The organism is Chryseobacterium sp. SNU WT5, from assembly GCF_007362475.1.
GTDB lineage: Bacteria > Bacteroidota > Bacteroidia > Flavobacteriales > Weeksellaceae > Kaistella.
Genome location: NZ_CP041687.1, coordinates 2,361,334 through 2,378,412, shown reverse-complemented (window position 1 = coordinate 2,378,412; position 17,079 = coordinate 2,361,334). Strand labels below are relative to the sequence as shown.

The following is a 17,079-nucleotide window of genomic DNA, read 5'->3' as shown; positions in this document are numbered from 1 at the left end:
CTCACACCACCGTACGTACGGGTCTCGTATACGAAGGTTCGCAAACCATCTTTTCAATCGCTCTTTACATCAATTGAAACTATTTCCTACTTGACCAATACCCTAATTAAATTTTAAAATTCCTTAACTTGTAGAAACATTTTAAATTTTTAAAAATGAAATCACCAGAAAAACCCACCCTCTACACTATAGGTCATTCTACCAGAACGATCGAAGAATTTCTGGAATTGTTGAAATCATTTGACATTAAAATACTCGCAGATATTCGAAGATTGCCGGGTTCGAGGAAATATGCGCAGTTTGATCAAGATGCGTTGAAAAAATCATTAGAAGAAAACGGAATTGAATATATTTACATTGCAGATCTAGGCGGAAGAAGACCGGCAAAAAAAGATTCAAAAAACACGACTTGGCGCAATAAATCCTTTCAAGGTTACGCTGACTATATGGAAACTGAATCCTTTGCAAATGGTGCCGCAGAACTGGCAAAGTACGCACTAAAAAATCCAACTGCAATGATGTGCTCAGAAGCAGTTTGGTGGCGCTGCCACCGTTCCATGGTTTCAGATTATTTTAAAGCAAAAGGTTGGGAAGTTTTACACATAATGGCGTTGGGAAAAACGACTGAACACGCTTACACTGCTCCGGCGAGAGTTGTGGGAAAACAAGTTTTATATTCTGAAGAAAATAGTGACTAACCTTGTCAAGGTTTTTAGAGTTGATTAAAACTAGTATATTCACATAACAATTGTATCATTATATAATAAATTATTATGGCAAACAAATTTAAAGTAGGCGACAAAGTCAGCTGGAATTCCGAAGCTGGGAGAGTTTCAGGAACGATTATTAAAGTTCATACCAAGGATTTTGTTTACAAAGGTTATACACATCACTGCACCGAAGATAATCCACAATATGAAATCAAAAGCAGCAAAACCGATCATATTGCAGCGCACAAAGGCTCAGCCTTAACCAAAGAATAATATCATTATTCTACATTTGTACTATGTTTGATTACCGCCTGAAAGTTTTTTATACCGTTGCCAACCGTTTGAGTTTTACAAAAGCTGCAAACGAACTCAACATTTCGCAGCCTGCAGTAACAAAACATATCAAAGAAATTGAGAATCAGTTGAATACCAGATTATTTAACCGAAATGGAACATCAATTCAACTTACAGAAAGCGGACATATTTTAATGAACTATGCAGAAAAGATCCGCAACCTTTCCCGCGATCTTGAATTTGATATTTCTCAACTCAATAAACAGCAAAAAGGAAAACTGAAAATCGGCGCGAGTACAACGATTGCACAATATATTTTACCGGAAATCCTGGCGAAATTTAATTCTTATTATAAAGACATCAATATCGAATTGGTTACCCATAATTCTGAAGATATTTCTACTTTATTAAAAAACGGGCAAATAGATTTAGGTATTGTTGAAGGCGAATCCAAATCTTCTTACTTTGATTATCAGAAATACAAGCGAGACGAAATCGTTTTGGTTTGTAAAGAAAATCATCCTTTGGTGAATAAAAATTTTAAAATAAAAGACTTGTACGATATCGATTTGATCATAAGAGAGCAAGGATCAGGAACGCAGGAATTTATTCAAAATCAATTAAAAAAATCCGGAATTGAACTTAAAAAATTACAGATTATCATGCAATTAGGGAGCAGCGAAAGTATCAAAAATTACTTACTGCATTCTGAAGCGATGGCGTTTTTATCAATCAGCACAATTTTACCGGAACTGAAGAATAATCAACTCAGCGTTATTGATATTAAAAATTTCAGTATTGAAAGGGATTTTAACTTTATTACTTTGAAAGGAGAACAGTCAGAATTGATCCATCTTTTTATGAAATTTGTTAATTATAACTAATTGTTATAATCAAAAACAAAATATGATGAAAATTAGAATGATAAAAAGCGGAGATTTGTTCTATAAAAATCACTTAAACAATGCAAACCACTTTAAACATAGATCTTTTACGAAAAACATTCTTTTTTCTATTGGTCCTACTCTGTGTTTCTCCTTTCGCCAGTTCCCCAGTCGCGTTAGCTTTAGGGATCGCTTTTACGATCATCATCGGAAATCCTTACGAGCAGAAAGTTCACAAATACATTCATCTTTTACTGCAAATATCGATTGTCGGACTGGGATTTGGATTACAGTTAGACGAAGCGTTAAAAGCTGGGAAAGAAGGAATCACTTTAACGATGATGAGTATTACTACAGTAATGGTTCTGGGTTATTTTCTGGGGAAATTACTTAAAATTGAAAGACCATTATCTTATTTAATGTCAGTGGGAACTGCAATTTGTGGGGGAAGCGCTATCGCTGCAGTAACACCAATTATTAAACCGAGCACAAAACAAATTTCTTTAGCCTTGGCAATTGTATTCACTTTAAATTCGATCGCATTATTTATTTATCCAGCAATCGGCCATTTATTAAATATGACTCAGGAACAATTTGGGTTATGGTGTGCGATTGGAATTCACGATACGAGTTCTGTTGTTGGTGCCGCAAACAAGTATGGTGATATCGCCTTGAAAGTTGCAACGACCGTTAAATTATCCCGGGCATTATGGATTATTCCAATGTCACTTTTAACGATGGTATTGTTTAAAACAAAAGGAGCAAAAGTGAAAATTCCGTGGTTTATCGGATATTTCATCATGGCTATTTTACTACACACCTACTTCCCTATTTTTGATGATTTCAGCCATATCGCAACGACTGCCGCAAAATCCGGATTAAATTTAACATTGTTTTTTATTGGTTCTACTATATCCATTCAGACTTTAAAAACGATCAGTTGGAAACCTTTATTTCTGGCGATCGTACTTTGGGTGATTATTAGTACAGGAAGTCTGTTGATGATTTTGAAATAGTTAGTATTGTACTTTTTTTTAGAAATGATTCTATACCAGAAATTAAATATTTTATTTTACTTTCCGTAAATTTGCAACACTGTATTTTTGTTTGTAACGCGTTCAATGATAGCATACACTATTCATCACAAACAAGAATTTCATTTTTACTCATCTTAAAGGAATCCCTTGGAAAGAAAAAAAATCGTTGCCCAAAATTATTTCAGGCTAATCATTGCATCTGTTATTGTAGGATTAGGAAGTGCTTTATTGGCATTTGCGCTCAAACATCTTACGGAACATTTTGAACATTACCTCTTCAATTCTATAGCGGGGAAATACTCTGCACTGTTTATAATTCTACCATCGGTTGGGATCACTGCAATTTATTTTTTAAGAAAATATATTTTTCAAAATCGAAGAAATAAAGGAATTACAGAAATCTATAAAACTTTGGATCAACGAAAAGATCACTTGCCATTTTTCAAAATTCCCTCTCACTTTATCAACGGATTCCTTACCGTTATTTTTGGAGGCTCCACCGGTGTAGAAGTTTCAACTGTAGTTGCAACAGCGACCATCGGAAATTATGTATATGAAAAAGAATTTTCAGCTCGAATGTATAAACGTGAACTAATATGTGCCGGTGTTGTCGCTGGAGTCGCTATCCTGTTCACCAGCCCGATTGCTGGTTTTCTATTTGCATTAGAAGTCATTGCCAGAAAAATGAGAAAATCACTTATAATTGCCTGTACTACTTCAGCGGCAATTAGTTGGGTCTTTATTAAAATGTTTGATTCTGAAAGAATTTTAAGTACCGAAGTAAACAGTTGGAATTATGCGGCTATCCCTTTCTTTTTAATATTAAGTCTATTGGGAGGTGCACTATCTGTCTATTTTACATTTCTGGTAACAAGAATGAAAAAGCTCTTTAGTAATATATCTAATAATTTTATTCGGGTTAATTTAGGAGCTATTGCAGTTGGGAGTTTAATTTTTTTCTTCCCTAGCCTATATGGCGATAGCTATCATGGATTAAGAGAAATTCTTGATGAACCTTTAGCCTCTGTTTCTGCAATACCTGTGTTATTTCTGCTTGCTGTGGCCATTTTAAAACCTTTGGCTTCATCTCTAACTTTAGGGGCAGGTGGTGATGGTGGTGTTTTTGCACCGAGTATCGTGGCCGGAGCTTTTTTAGGTTTGATGGTCGCTTTTATTGGAAATAATTATTTCGGAATGAATTTAATTGCTGTAAATTTTGCATTACTTGGTGCTGCGGTTACCTTGTCCGCTTCTTTATATGCCCCTTTCACATCTGTAGTTTTGATTTGTAATCTGCTCCCGGATGGATACAATCTTTTTATCCCAATCTTGATTTGCTGTTTTATTTCTTATCAATTTGCGAAGAAATTACTCCCGTACAATGTTTATACGTACGACTTCTATCTGAGTTCCAAAACGGCCTCATAAAATAGAACATTTTTTTGGACCACAACGGAGGTAAAAGTAAAAAAAACACATAGCTGCTAAACATTTAATAGAAATCCACCTCATAAGAAATGAAGTGGATTTCAGTAAAAAACAGAAAATTTAGTTTAGAATGTTTTTTCTAAAGCGATTGCTTTTGGAAATAAAATATTGTTTTCTAAGTGAATATGTTTGTGCAAATCCTTTTCAAAGTCTTCTAACATTTTGTAGGTCACTTGATAAGTTCCACAAGCGTCATCAGGGAATTGATAGTTATTCGTTAACTCAGCAATTTTCACGAAACGTTCTCCTTCTACAGTATGTTCATGCTTCATCATCGCTACAGGACTTTCAACAGAACCAAATCTTGGAGCTTCTAAAACTTCCCCACTTTGTTTAGCAGCAACCATTTTTTTAATGAAAGGAAAAAGAATTAACTCTTCTTTCTTCATATGAGCAGCAAGTTCCTGTGCACTTTCAGTAAACATTTTGGTGATTTCAAATAATTCTGGATGTCTGTCTCCATGAACTTTGCATAATTTATTTAAATACTGGATCAGTACTGTTGAATTTTCTTCAACATAACGGTGATGAGTTTTCTCAACATAATCCGCTAATAAATCCAAAGGCCACGTATTAAAATCAATATCTGCTGATTTTAGATTTGCAACATTTGACAGATCATTATAAATTTCCTCAGCTTGAAATTTTTTATTCTCGCAAGCTTCTTCAATCGTTCTATTTCCTTTGCAACAAAAATCAATTTTATATTTGCGAAATACTTGTGCTGCTCTAAAATCTTCTGCGACCATTTCGCCGATGGTTTTCTCTTTAGTTAACATCTTGTCTTTTTTTAAAATTATACTACAAATGTAATCATTATTTTTTAATTCGGACAAATTTATCTTAATTAAAATTTTAGAAATTTACTTGCTAATAATCTGTTTAAAAATAGATGAACTGTGGAGTTATTTAAGCCAAGCTAAACCACTTTCGGTTCTGATCGCTAAATCGTAGAAAGAATATTTTTGAACCATGTTTATAAGACCATCCCGAACTGCTTTAAAGTCATCATGAACGGGGCATGGATTTACCGAAGAACACTTTTGTAAACCCAGTCCACAATTGGTAAAAAGTCCATCACCATCGATAATGGTAACTACATCGAAGATCTTAATTTTTTTTTGCTTGTCAATATCAAAAATAAAACCGCCTTGCTTTCCACGAATAGAAGACAATATATCTTCCCGACAAAGTTGTTGCAGGATTTTAGCGGTGAAAGCTTCCGGCGCATTGACCGCCTCTGCCACTTCCTTTACGTTGGCACGACGATTCTGATGGCTCTGCTGAGCAATATAAATCGTGGCCTTAATGGCATATTCACAAGCTTTGGAAAACATTCGTAATTATTTTATTTAAAAAACTGCCATTTCGGGAGAATGGCGAACATACCCACTGTGATATACAAAAACATATTAGTAACATCTGTATATAAAAAAGTGGACAGAAAAAAGTTATGTGCTAAAAAATGGGTAATTACGGCTGCAGGGAATAAATAAGCACCAATTTTCCTATAATTATAGATAATGATTAAGGATACAATCATGATAACATCAACCAAAAAAATAAAGTAAAAGTACCCGGGAGGAATATTGATTTCCAAATGTTGCGAAAACTCATCAAAATCGATCCCGATTCCCATGCCAGTAAAAAGCAATAAGGCAAGTAGTGATAAAACGAATCCTAAATCTTTCTTCGGACTTTCGTCTGCGAAATTTTCTTTCATAATGGTAAAAATAAAAAAACTTTTGATAAGAAATCAAAAGTTTTAAGTTTAGTTGATAAAAATCAGCAATTTATATAGAAACTGCGTTGATCAATCTGTTTTTGTCAGAAATAAATTCTTCCATAGAAATCATACTTTCGGTACGCATTACATCCTGAATATCATCAATCTGATAAATTATTCTTTTCGCGTCTTCCGTATTCTTAGCTTTCACTTTACAGAAAATATTGTATTTACCTGAAATAACGCTTACGTCTGTTACATTCGGAATCGTAGTCAATTCTTTCAAAACGTCTTGAGTTCTATTAGATTTTGTCAACAAAATACCGATAAATGCGGTAAAATGATAGTCTAATTTTGCGTAATCAATATTCAATGAAGACCCTAGAATTATTCCTGCATCTTCCATTTTTTTCACACGTACGTGAATCGTTCCTGCAGAAACATCCATCTGCTTAGCGATCTCTGTAAAAGGCATTCTAGTATTTTCTACTAAAAAATCCAAGATCTTTTTATCTATTTGATCTAACTGATAATTCATATTTCGGGTTTTGTAAATTTTCTACTTGTATTATAAAATGTTTGCAAATTTACGAAAAAATATGAATTATAGAAAATAAACTTAAAATTTAATAAATTTTAACTAATAATTAAAAAACATTGTTTAAATCCTTATTTAATCGTGTCGATTTTGATAGAATCGGTTTTAACTTTACTTTTGTTCGACTGCGATTTAGGTTCTTTTTTCTTTCTTTTGAAGATAGTATTGAAACTTTTACTGTAAACGACCCCAACTCCATAACTTTGATTGGCACCCGCATTTCCGGCGGAAGTCCCATTTAAGCCAATATTCGTTGGCTTCGAATAGGCCCTCAACAACCTTGTTCCATCATTATTCTTTGACCAATCGTACTCTATTATTCCTTCACCTGAAAGATAGTCATATTCAGCATTTTCAGATTTTGAAATTGGAATACCCAATCCTGTTTTTACCGTGACCCGTGGTGACAAAGCAAAGCTTACACTTGCATTAGCACGGTCACCAGTATTGGATCCAGCATCTCCTTTCAAATAATTTAAATCGACTTGGAATTCATTACTAATGTTATTCAGTACCGAACCAAGTTGTTTAAACAGCATATTGTAGCCAGAGGTTTCCAGGGTATTTCCAAGAGTGATATCGAAAGCTGAGTTACCCACATTGAATGTATTCATTACGAGTATAGATCCAAACTGAATAATTTTCTCATCTTCATTACTCATTTTCTCCGCCAGTGTTTCTTTCAAATTACTGGAGACATCCTGCGCAGAAACACCCAGTTCAATTTTCGGATTATTAAGAGTTTGCGTAATTCTGGTCGTTAACAGAACGTTTATAGGCTGCAAACTGCCCATATTTAAATATTGTCCTGCATTGGTTACTGTCCTTAAATAGGTTGCATTAATATCGAGCTGTGGCGCCATCGCATCACCATCCCACCTGATAGAACTTCCTTTAGTAATTTGGAAGGTTCTGTTCAGTATCGCCTTAGATACAAAAGAGCCATTATCTACAAAGTAATTCCCATTCATGGAAATAGCACCAGTTCGTCCCATAACAAAACGAAGTCGTTCCGAATTTCCACGAACCGTAATATCCCCGATATCATCTCCTACAAGAACGTTTACAGTTGTACCTTTGTCTACTGCCAAATTAAAATCAATCAACATATTGGCTTTTGATTTCTTTTTCGTTTCAGTTAATACAATCCCATTTTCGTCCCGCTCTAAAAACCGAAGCATCTTAAATTCTTCCACATTTGAAGTTGAGTTAGAATTAAAAGTAAATACAGAATTGCTTAAAGCGCGCATTTCTGGGGTAGAGATGCTTAATCCTGATACCGGACCATCGACATAAAGTGTTCCTGTTCCATATATTCTACCCCAAAACAGGTCATAATCTTTTTGTGTCGTGTTCAGCAACATTAAATTATCCGCTCTCATCACTAAGTTGACCCCCATAGAAGATAAGGTTTCAAACTGAATCGCTCCAGAAATTGATCCTTTTGAATTAGTTCTCCCATCTTTCACCCCGATATCATTGAGAACAGCAAGTCCTTTTGACAAGGAGATCACCGTATCGTCCAATTCATAATCTACTCCCGTAAAGTCGAGTTTCAGACCAAAGCTGCTTAAAGCAATATCTCCACTATAATCAATATCACTTAAGTTCCCAGCAATTTTTAGATCACCTGTAGCTTTACCTCTGAGATTTGAAAAAATACCTTCTACGAATTGTTGTGCAAAAGCTAAATCAAAATCATCCATTTTTGCTAACAAATCCAATGTAGGAGAAGCTGTATTATTATTAATGGTGCCGGTAAGATGAAGATCATTTGCTCCGATAAGACCAGCACTGGTAGAAATTGCTTTTATATCTACATCAAAAACATTAGGTATTGAACTATTTTTGGTAATAATCTCAATATTCCCCAATCCTTTACCATTCATGAAGATATCAGTAATCCCAATATCAATAAGCGGTTCAAGATTATTTTTATTCATGTTAATACTAAAGGTTCCATTTGCGAGCCCGGTAATATCCATATCACCATTTCCTTTGATTAATGCATAAGCTTTTGCAATATCCAAATTTCTAACTTCTCCTTCTACGGAAAAATCCTTTGCAGATTTGAATAAGGAATTCTTAACGAAAAGTTCACTCGCATCTGAATACAACCGTAAATTTTCAATCAGAAAATCACCCGATTTTTTCCTGTAGGTTATCGCATGATTAAGTTCTGGACTGGTATCCACACTCCAGGCTATATCATTAAATTTAATCGTGGTCGGTTCAAATCTAAAAACAAAATCACCAGCTTTGTTTGTTGACTGATTAAGATTAACAGCGTATTCTTTCAATTCTTGCTTTACCTCTTCTTCCGGCGTCCCCAGTTTAAAATTAGTCGCAAGGTGCAAAATCTGATTATTTTCATTTCTTCCACTTAAAGTAATGTCTTTAAGAACATTTTTATTGTATTCTATTCGATCAATTTTGGCAAAGATCTGTTCATTTAAATTCGCAGTATTAATCCGAACCATTAACTGATCGATCATCGCGCTGTCCCGAGTAATCTGGTCTCGTTCTGTGAATTTATATGCCGGATTCGCTTTAGCCAATGCTTTGTCAGCATCTGTGATTTCCTGTTTTTTAGTCATCACATATTTTAAGCTTTCAGCATCTACATTAAGAATCAAATCATTAGAATTCCCATCATAAGAACCATTGGCTCTTGCGCCTTTAGGAATATGTAAATCGGGTAAAAAGTAATTGACCAAGCGTTGTTTAATATCAAAATCCATGGTGAAATTTTGACCTTTATATAATTTTCTCGGCGGTGGCCCTACGAGTATTCGCCCGAGTCCATTTTCGATCATTCCCGCTAGATCACCCAGATTAAACCTTCCCGCAATTTGCCCGTTCACTGCACCTGGAGCATCAACTGAAACAATTCGGTTTCCATTTTCAAAAAATGCTTTTACCTTGGCATTTGGAATTAAAAACTTTTGATTATTAGCCGCAAAATTGACATTTTGCAAATCAGCGTCTAAAGTAAGATCATTGATATTGGTCATCGAAATGTTACCATCAACTAAACCGCTAACAACTTGTGATCCTTTTCCACCTGTAAAATAATTAATATCTAAATAGTCAACATCTGCCTTAATATCCGCAAATAATCTTGGGGTGCTAAAATCAATGAGCCCTTTTACACTTGCTTTTGCCTGGTCATCATTTACGTTGATAATCCCTGTATACTTCTTATGATCAAGTACACCTTCTAAAAAAACATTGTTAATCACTTTATCGACAATTTCAACCTTTGAAATTTGCGATTTCGTTTTTAGAACCATGGTATTTACATCGAAGCTTTGACCCTGAACATTAAATTTCCCACTGATTAAGCCAACTTCTTTGTTTTTAGTAATAACCGAGGTATTTAGATCATTGACCTCCGCAAAACCACGGTATTTAGGTAAATTAGTACTAAAATCCGTTAAGTAAAAGTTATTGATTTTTGCCTGCCCGATCCCGGTTATCAACCGTGCATTCGGAACATATACTTCTTTCGGCGTTACGCGAACTGCTCCATCATATTTTAATCTACCAAAATCATCGGCAAAATTTTTCATTTTAGAAGCAATGAAAGTTGGCATCATTGCTTTCAGATCTTTATAAGTGAAGTCAGTAGAAAGATTGTTGGTTTCAATCTGAAAGTTTCCCTTTAAAATATTGGACACTTTCATGGTTCCGGTCTTAATGTTGACTTGTGGATTTCTGACTAAAAAATTGTCCAGATAAAATTTATTAAGTGGTCCAGTCATGGTCCCTGAAATATTGATTGGCTTATAGTTATCCCAATCGGTTACAAAATAACTTATGTCATAACCACTGATCTGGCTCCCTTTTTTTAAATTAAGATCCCAGCGAACTTTATTTGTAAAATCTGAAAATGAGCCTTTATTCAAATTAAATTTTAAATCTCCCTGAAGCAGCGAATTATTTGTATTCAGAGTCAAGTCCTTTAGCGAAAGAAATTCGTGCGTTAAAGAGAAGTCAGTAGAAAAAGTATCCACAAAATGTTTTTTACCCCATCTTTCAGTAGTAAAACGCATATTATTAATTTGTGCAAATACGTTTGAACCATTCACTCTTAATTCGGGAATTACCAAGTTGAGATCAGTTGCGTTAAGCCATCTCCCTTCTTCGCCATCATGATTTTGATTAATGATGGAAACTTTGGAATTGGATACATATATCCTAGACTTTAATTGAAATGGATCTTGATGAACTTTTTTCGATGGAGTATTGAATAAATCAACAAATCGTATAAAATTGGAAATACTATCCCCTTTATAGGTAATCACCTTCAGATCTAATTTCTTTAATGATAAAGACTGAAATTGAAGGTTTCTCGAATTGCCTATAATTGAAAACCAGTCAGAATCCGCATAAAGTTCTTCTGCTTTTAAAAAAGGAAATTTTTTATAATCTCTCACAGACACGTTATGAATGTGAATATCCCCAAAATAACTAACATCAACACTTTCAAAAGACATTTGCGATTTTAGATCCGTGTTGAGCTTGGAAATTACTTTCTGTGCAGCCCAATTTTTGGTAGCCGGCAAGCTAACGATAATGATAAAGGATAAAACAAGAAATAAAACACTCCAGAAAAGAACCAAAAGAAGTTTTGCCCACCATTTATAACTCGTTACATCTTTTACGGCTTGTTCTCCAAATTCCTTAGCGGTCTCCACAGGATGGTTAATGGCATCAGATGCAAGGTTGGTTGCACCTTTAACCGTTTCTATTACGGTTTCCTGAACATTTTCGACCCCTTTTTGTACAGAATCACCAACGTTTTCTGCAATGGATTTTTTGTTTTCGTTATCGTTATTATTCTCTAAATTTGCCATTGTATGAGTGACCCAATAATTTTAGGTATAGAATCTTCCTGCGACGATACTTCCGTAGCCGTCATCAAAGGTAATAAAATCCTTTCCAACATTGCTGCAAATCAAGAAATACACAGGGAATATGGAGGTGTTGTTCCAGAGCTCGCTTCCCGAGCACACCAACAAAATATCATCCCCGTAATTGATAAGGCAGTCAATAAAGCAAATATACAACAAAAAGATATTTCTGCCATTGGTTTTACGCGCGGTCCAGGACTTTTAGGATCGCTTTTAGTAGGAACTTCATTTGCAAAATCATTGTCGATGAGTTTACATGTTCCCCTAATTGAAGTCAATCATTTGCAAGCACATATCTTAGCTCACTTTATTGAAGATGCTAATCCCAAACCACCGCATTTCCCTTTTCTTTGCCTCACTGTTTCTGGTGGTCACACGATGATCGTTTTGGTCAAAGATTATTTCGATATGCAAATTATCGGAAAAACGATTGATGATGCCGCAGGAGAAGCTTTCGATAAAATTGGGAAAATTTTCGGTCTGGATTATCCTGCAGGAGCAATTATTGATAACCTGGCTAAGTCCGGAAATAAAACCGCTTTTACTTTCAATAAGCCAAAATTAGAAAACTACAACTACTCTTTTAGCGGAATTAAAACTTCTGTACTTTACTTCATTCAGAAAGAGGTGAAAAAAAATCCGGATTTTATTAAGGAAAACCTCGACAACCTATGTGCTTCCGTCCAGAAAACGCTGGTTGATATTTTGATGAATAAATTAGAAAAAGCAGCTTCAGAATTAAACATTAAAGAGGTTGCTATTGCAGGTGGTGTCTCCGCAAATTCTGGTTTGCGAGAAGCCATGCAGAAAAACACAGAAAAATTAGGCTGGAACATTTACATTCCTAAATTTGAATATACGACGGATAACGCTGCGATGATTGCCATGGTTGCCAAATTGAAATACGATCTTGGTGAATTTGCAGACCTTTCAGTTTCTGCAACGGCGAGATACGATATTGAAGGAGAATTTAAAAAAGATTTATAGAAAAAACTAATAGAAAATAGACGGATTGATTTCTATTGAGGAATTATGAATAATCACCGGCAAATAATTAAATATTATGAAACTTTTTTTTGGAGAAGTAATTCCTGAAATCATTATCAATGAAGAAGAACAAACGCATATTGTAAAAGTATTGCGAATGCGATCAGGTGAAGAAATTTTCGTCACGGATGGAAAAGGAAATTTGGCAAAAGGAACTCTTCATTTCGAAGGAAAGAAAGTTTCGCTGGATATTTTAGAAATAAAAAATAATCTTCCCAATTTTTCAACGCAACTTCATATTGCCATTGCCCCAACGAAAAATATTGACCGAATCGAATTTTTTGTTGAGAAAGCCACCGAAATGGGAATTTCTGAAATTACTTTATTACAAACTGAAAATACCGAACGTAAAAATTTGAATATCGATAAACTACGAAAACAAAGTATTGCTGCTTCAAAACAAAGTTTACGTTTCCACTTTCCTATTGTAAATGAATTAACAAAGTTTTCTGATTTTATTAAAAACATCAATCCGGAAAATACTTTTGTCGCGCATTGCAATGAAAATTTGGAAAGAATTGATTTAAAAGATTTAAAAACTCATGAAAATATCACTTTTCTAATTGGTCCGGAAGGTGATTTTTCCGATAAAGAAATTCAGCTTTTAGCGGAAAAAGGCGTGAAAGCAGTTTCGCTGGGAAAGCAAAGATTACGAACAGAAACGGCGGGAGTTTTTGTAGCGGCCTGGAATTACGGTTTGATGTGTTAATGTGAAATTCATTAGAGTTTTAAAAATAGAAAATTTACACAAAATCACTTTCTAAAAGGTTCTTTATTTTATTTCTCTTGTAAATATTTGGCTAAAATCTGTTCGCCACTTTTAATAGAATTTACCGCCCAGCGTACTTTCATTTCCCACAATTTTTCTTCAGAAAGCTTATAATTGAGATTAGATCTCATCAATTTCTGCTTCAATTCACAGACACAAATTGCTGCTGCTACAGAAACATTAAAACTTCTGGTAAAACCATACATCGGGATGGCTAAAGTGTCATCCGCGAAATCTAAAATCTCTTCTGTAACACCCGCTGCTTCTGTTCCGAACACCAAAGCAACAGGTTCTGTGATTTGAAAATCAGGAAGAAGCGTTGCATTTTTTTCCGGCGAAACGGCAATGATTTTATAACCCCGGTTTTTAATCTGATTAATGGATTCTAAATTGTGCGGAAGTTTTTCCACCTCCACCCAGGTTTCTGCTCCCTTGGTCACGCGAAGATTGGGATTGAATTCATGTTCACTTTCCATGGCCACGATTTTATGAAAACCACAAGCTTCGACGGAACGGACAATCGCGGCTGCATTTCTAAACTGAAAAACATCTTCGATCACAGGCAAAACAAAATCGGAACTTTCGGTTGCGAAATGGTTGATCTTCTGAAGCCGTTCGTCAGTTAAAAATTGCTGTAAATATTCGAAGGTTTTTTGGTTTTTCATGAGGCCAAAAATAAGGATTATTTTAGATTTTATCTGTCACGAATTTAAGATTGAAAATGGATGATGGATGATGGATGATGGATGAAAGATGAAAGATGAAAATTAATTTATTAAATAGAAATAAAGAGTGGAATTATTAAATAAAATTCCAGCATTTTTTTCCTAGGTATTTAGAATGTGAGGCGCGAGCGAAGCGAGCGCCGAAAAGTCACTTAATCGAGAATTTACATTTTAATAATGCCACCTTTAAATTAATCACTTATTGAATTTGGTTGCGGGTTTGCGATAGGGATCGCAGGGGAAATCCCGGACCCGCCGTGGCGGGGAGGAATTGCAACGGAGAGCCCGGTTTTTTAGATTTTTTGGGAGGGCATTTAGGCTGGTGAAAATCTAAAAAAATCGCCCAAAAAGGAATTTTTAATATTCTGCGAAATGCTGTATTTTTGGAAGATGAAAAGAAAAGTGCTCCTGATTTATACCGGCGGGACGATCGGCATGGAAAAAAATTACGAAACGGGCAGTTTGCAGGCCTTTGATTTTGGAAATATATTTCAGAAGATTCCTGAAATGAAATTGATTGAGTGTGAAGTTTCTGTTTATCCATTCAAGAAACCCCTTGATTCATCAGATATGGGACCAAAAGAATGGAAAATGATGGCCAATCATATCGGTAAAAATTATGAAAATTACGATGGTTTCCTAATTCTCCACGGAACAGACACCATGTCTTATAGCGCTTCTGCTTTGAGTTTTATGTTGAAGAATTTACGCAAACCTGTTATTTTAACGGGTTCACAATTGCCTATTGGAGATTTGAGAACTGATGCTAAAGAGAATCTGTTAACCAGTTTATATTACGCCAGTTTGTATGATGGGGATGAAGCAATGATTCAGGAAGTGGCGGTTTATTTTGAGTACAAATTATTGCGTGGGAACCGAACTTTGAAATATTCTGCCGAGTTTTTTGACGCGTATCAAACGCCGAACTACCCAGTTTTAGGACAATCGGGTGTTCATTTGAATATAGAAAAAGATTTTTTGTGGAGATCTAAGACCAATGAACCATTTACGGTCGATACTCATATTTCAAAAGATGTTTTGTTCTGGCGGATTTTCCCGGGAATGCACCTGAATCATTTTACAGAAATTCCCAATGTTAAGGTTTTGGTTCTGCAGGTTTTCGGTTCTGGAACTATTTTTAATACAGGTCAGACCAAAAAACTCTTACAAACACTAAGAAATAATGGGACAGAAATCGTGGTAATCTCGCAGTGTGTGTCGGGTGGGATCAGTTTTGGAAAATATTCTAATTCTAATATATTCCGAGAGATTGGCGCTATCAGCGGAAACGATATTACAGCTGAAAGTGCTATTACTAAAGCGATGCATCTTTTAGACAATCCTAATTACGAAGGAAGTTTTGCTGATAATTTCGTGAAGAATTTGTGTGGTGAAGTTTCTGAAAATTAAACTTTCAAATTTTAGCGAGTTCGATTTTTAGAATTCAATAAATTACGCTATTTTTGCAGTCTTCAATTCAGAGAGGTGTCCGAGTGGTTGAAGGAGCTAGCCTGGAAAGCTAGTGTACGGGCAACTGTACCGTGGGTTCGAATCCCATCCTCTCTACTAGTTTCGCTGAAACAATTATGGATAACGCTTTTTTTCATAAGTGTAGCGAAAAAGTAAACAAATGTAAACAATTGAATTTCCACCGCCCCCGGTATCTGAATATTAAAATTTCAGATTATGAAAAACAATTGGACCACACCAAAGGTCAAATCTTTTCCGTTAGAAAGCGGTAAGGATTGGTACGTTTGGTTTCGTTTTAATGGCGTTCTAAAGTTCGTTAAGACAGGAATAAACAAAATTCCAGATTATACTGAACGCCTGGAAGAAACAAATGCACTCGCAGATGTTTTGAAAGATAAATTACAAAAAGGCTGGATCCCAACTAAGAAGGAAAAAGAAGTCGAAAAAATCACTTTACTTTTTAATAAAGCTTTAGACTTCGGGTTAGAAAAAAAGAAACCTTCTATCAGCGAAAAAACGTACCTCGACTATCGTTGCACCGTTCGGTTTTTCAAAAGCTCTGCAAAAAGACTGGACTTTGATCGAATCAATATTGCGAACTGCGAAAGGTTTCATGTAAAATCCATCATGGATGATCTTCAGCAGCAAAAGAAATGGACTGCTAAAAATTACAATAAACATATCGGATATATTAAATCCATATTCTCCGAGCTGGTGGAATGGGAGCAAATAAAATCTAATGTTGTTCGGGATATCCGGATGCAGAAAGAAGAAAAAACAGAGGGTTATATTCAACTCACCCATGAGGAACACATTTTTGTTTTTACACATTTAAAAGAAATTGATTTCCATTACTATATTTTTTGTTCAATGGAATATGACATGGGAATTCGACCGAAAGAATTGCTTTTGTTAAAATGTGGTGATGTTGATTTGAAAAACGGAATCGTCAAAGTAGGATCTGAAGCATCCAAAAATAAAAAAACTCGTTTTGTTCCCATTATTGGAAATACTAAAAATTTGCTTGAAAGTTTTGATCTAAGCAATCCGGAATATTATTTATTTGGACGTCCAAAACCGTATGGAGCGAAATTTTTTAAACATGAATATTTCTGTCCAAAACCCTATTCGATCAGGCGGACCACTGCTACAAACAAGTGGAAAAAATATGTGATTGATGGTTTGGGAATTAATAAACATCTATATTCTTTAAAACACAAAGGCGGTAATGATAAATTGAAAGCGGGATTGGACATTAAAACAATCAGTGAGATTTTTGGACATTCCACGGAGAAAATGACCGAGATCTATGCGAATCATATTAATGACCTTCGATTTGCAGAAGCTAAAAAAGTAGATTTAAAAATCTATTAAATAAAAAATCCGCTCCTAGGTGCGGAGCGGATAATCAATTA

15 protein-coding genes and 1 tRNA gene are annotated in these 17,079 nt (G+C 35.0%); 10 read left to right on the top strand and 6 right to left on the bottom strand.

What is annotated here, in order from left to right; translation table 11 throughout:
- Positions 1-155 precede the first annotated feature (155 nt).
- From FNJ88_RS11290 to FNJ88_RS11270, 5 genes are all read left to right on the top strand, one after another.
- Positions 156-698 (top strand): DUF488 family protein, encoded by a 543-nt coding sequence (locus FNJ88_RS11290; protein WP_143853221.1) that lies wholly within the window; start codon positions 156-158, stop codon positions 696-698.
- Positions 699-773: 75 nt separating this feature from the next.
- A complete protein-coding gene (locus tag FNJ88_RS11285; protein WP_143853220.1) occupies positions 774-983 on the top strand; it encodes a DUF2945 domain-containing protein in 210 nt (69 codons plus the stop codon).
- Positions 984-1,006: 23 nt separating this feature from the next.
- Entirely contained in the window at positions 1,007-1,888 is an 882-nt protein-coding gene (locus tag FNJ88_RS11280) for a LysR family transcriptional regulator (protein WP_143853219.1), read from the top strand.
- An 80-nt stretch (positions 1,889-1,968) separates the two neighbouring features.
- Positions 1,969-2,904, top strand: coding sequence for a YeiH family protein (locus FNJ88_RS11275; RefSeq protein ID WP_143853218.1), 936 nt, complete (start codon positions 1,969-1,971; stop codon positions 2,902-2,904).
- 168 nt (positions 2,905-3,072) lie between these two features.
- Complete coding sequence (locus FNJ88_RS11270) at positions 3,073-4,353, top strand: chloride channel protein (protein ID WP_143853217.1); 1,281 nt, start codon at positions 3,073-3,075, stop codon at positions 4,351-4,353.
- 125 nt (positions 4,354-4,478) lie between these two features.
- Here the strand turns inward: FNJ88_RS11270 and ric are convergent, their stop codons facing one another.
- The 5 genes from ric to FNJ88_RS11245 form a co-directional block, all read right to left on the bottom strand.
- Positions 4,479-5,192 carry an iron-sulfur cluster repair di-iron protein gene (ric, locus tag FNJ88_RS11265; protein WP_143853216.1) on the bottom strand — a complete coding sequence of 238 codons (714 nt, stop codon included), beginning with the start codon at positions 5,190-5,192 and terminating at the stop codon, positions 4,479-4,481.
- A 126-nt stretch (positions 5,193-5,318) separates the two neighbouring features.
- Positions 5,319-5,750: an RrF2 family transcriptional regulator gene (locus FNJ88_RS11260; protein ID WP_143853215.1), complete on the bottom strand. Its 432-nt coding sequence runs from the start codon at positions 5,748-5,750 to the stop codon at positions 5,319-5,321.
- Between the two features lie 11 nt (positions 5,751-5,761).
- A complete protein-coding gene (locus FNJ88_RS11255; protein WP_143853214.1) occupies positions 5,762-6,136 on the bottom strand; it encodes a hypothetical protein in 375 nt (124 codons plus the stop codon).
- 70 nt (positions 6,137-6,206) lie between these two features.
- Positions 6,207-6,677 carry an Lrp/AsnC family transcriptional regulator gene (locus FNJ88_RS11250; RefSeq protein WP_143853213.1) on the bottom strand — a complete coding sequence of 157 codons (471 nt, stop codon included), beginning with the start codon at positions 6,675-6,677 and terminating at the stop codon, positions 6,207-6,209.
- Positions 6,678-6,808: 131 nt separating this feature from the next.
- Positions 6,809-11,596 carry a translocation/assembly module TamB gene (locus tag FNJ88_RS11245; protein WP_143853212.1) on the bottom strand — a complete coding sequence of 1,596 codons (4,788 nt, stop codon included), beginning with the start codon at positions 11,594-11,596 and terminating at the stop codon, positions 6,809-6,811.
- A gap of 3 nt (positions 11,597-11,599) precedes the next feature.
- Here FNJ88_RS11245 and tsaD point away from each other — a divergent pair, with 3 nt between their 5' ends.
- Together tsaD and FNJ88_RS11235 are read left to right on the top strand one after the other, a co-directional pair.
- A complete protein-coding gene (tsaD, locus tag FNJ88_RS11240) occupies positions 11,600-12,640 on the top strand; it encodes a tRNA (adenosine(37)-N6)-threonylcarbamoyltransferase complex transferase subunit TsaD (protein ID WP_143853211.1) in 1,041 nt (346 codons plus the stop codon).
- A gap of 76 nt (positions 12,641-12,716) precedes the next feature.
- Positions 12,717-13,409, top strand: coding sequence for an RsmE family RNA methyltransferase (locus FNJ88_RS11235; RefSeq protein ID WP_143853210.1), 693 nt, complete (start codon positions 12,717-12,719; stop codon positions 13,407-13,409).
- A 68-nt stretch (positions 13,410-13,477) separates the two neighbouring features.
- Here FNJ88_RS11235 and FNJ88_RS11230 read toward each other — a convergent pair whose 3' ends face one another.
- Positions 13,478-14,134: a TrmH family RNA methyltransferase gene (locus tag FNJ88_RS11230; RefSeq protein ID WP_143853209.1), complete on the bottom strand. Its 657-nt coding sequence runs from the start codon at positions 14,132-14,134 to the stop codon at positions 13,478-13,480.
- A 450-nt stretch (positions 14,135-14,584) separates the two neighbouring features.
- Between FNJ88_RS11230 and FNJ88_RS11225 the strand changes: the two genes are divergently transcribed.
- The 3 genes from FNJ88_RS11225 to FNJ88_RS11215 all read left to right on the top strand — a co-directional run bounded on the left by FNJ88_RS11225 (position 14,585) and on the right by FNJ88_RS11215 (position 17,038).
- Complete coding sequence (locus tag FNJ88_RS11225; protein ID WP_143853208.1) at positions 14,585-15,604, top strand: asparaginase; 1,020 nt, start codon at positions 14,585-14,587, stop codon at positions 15,602-15,604.
- A 69-nt stretch (positions 15,605-15,673) separates the two neighbouring features.
- A tRNA-Ser gene (locus tag FNJ88_RS11220) sits at positions 15,674-15,760 on the top strand.
- A 120-nt stretch (positions 15,761-15,880) separates the two neighbouring features.
- Positions 15,881-17,038, top strand: coding sequence for a tyrosine-type recombinase/integrase (locus tag FNJ88_RS11215; RefSeq protein ID WP_143853207.1), 1,158 nt, complete (start codon positions 15,881-15,883; stop codon positions 17,036-17,038).
- Positions 17,039-17,079: the final 41 nt, after the last annotated feature.

Bases quoted from the DNA above. Each gene is read 5' to 3' on its own strand.
- FNJ88_RS11290 (WP_143853221.1), top strand. From the start codon at position 156: ATGAAATCACCAGAAAAACCCACCCTCTACACTATAGGTCATTCTACC.
- FNJ88_RS11285 (WP_143853220.1), top strand. From the start codon at position 774: ATGGCAAACAAATTTAAAGTAGGCGACAAAGTCAGCTGGAATTCCGAA.
- FNJ88_RS11280 (WP_143853219.1), top strand. From the start codon at position 1,007: ATGTTTGATTACCGCCTGAAAGTTTTTTATACCGTTGCCAACCGTTTG.
- FNJ88_RS11275 (WP_143853218.1), top strand. From the start codon at position 1,969: ATGCAAACCACTTTAAACATAGATCTTTTACGAAAAACATTCTTTTTT.
- ric (WP_143853216.1), bottom strand. From the start codon at position 5,192: ATGTTAACTAAAGAGAAAACCATCGGCGAAATGGTCGCAGAAGATTTT.
- FNJ88_RS11260 (WP_143853215.1), bottom strand. From the start codon at position 5,750: ATGTTTTCCAAAGCTTGTGAATATGCCATTAAGGCCACGATTTATATT.
- FNJ88_RS11255 (WP_143853214.1), bottom strand. From the start codon at position 6,136: ATGAAAGAAAATTTCGCAGACGAAAGTCCGAAGAAAGATTTAGGATTC.
- FNJ88_RS11250 (WP_143853213.1), bottom strand. From the start codon at position 6,677: ATGAATTATCAGTTAGATCAAATAGATAAAAAGATCTTGGATTTTTTA.
- FNJ88_RS11245 (WP_143853212.1), bottom strand. From the start codon at position 11,596: ATGGCAAATTTAGAGAATAATAACGATAACGAAAACAAAAAATCCATT.
- tsaD (WP_143853211.1), top strand. From the start codon at position 11,600: ATGAGTGACCCAATAATTTTAGGTATAGAATCTTCCTGCGACGATACT.
- FNJ88_RS11235 (WP_143853210.1), top strand. From the start codon at position 12,717: ATGAAACTTTTTTTTGGAGAAGTAATTCCTGAAATCATTATCAATGAA.
- FNJ88_RS11230 (WP_143853209.1), bottom strand. From the start codon at position 14,134: ATGAAAAACCAAAAAACCTTCGAATATTTACAGCAATTTTTAACTGAC.
- FNJ88_RS11225 (WP_143853208.1), top strand. From the start codon at position 14,585: ATGAAAAGAAAAGTGCTCCTGATTTATACCGGCGGGACGATCGGCATG.
- FNJ88_RS11215 (WP_143853207.1), top strand. From the start codon at position 15,881: ATGAAAAACAATTGGACCACACCAAAGGTCAAATCTTTTCCGTTAGAA.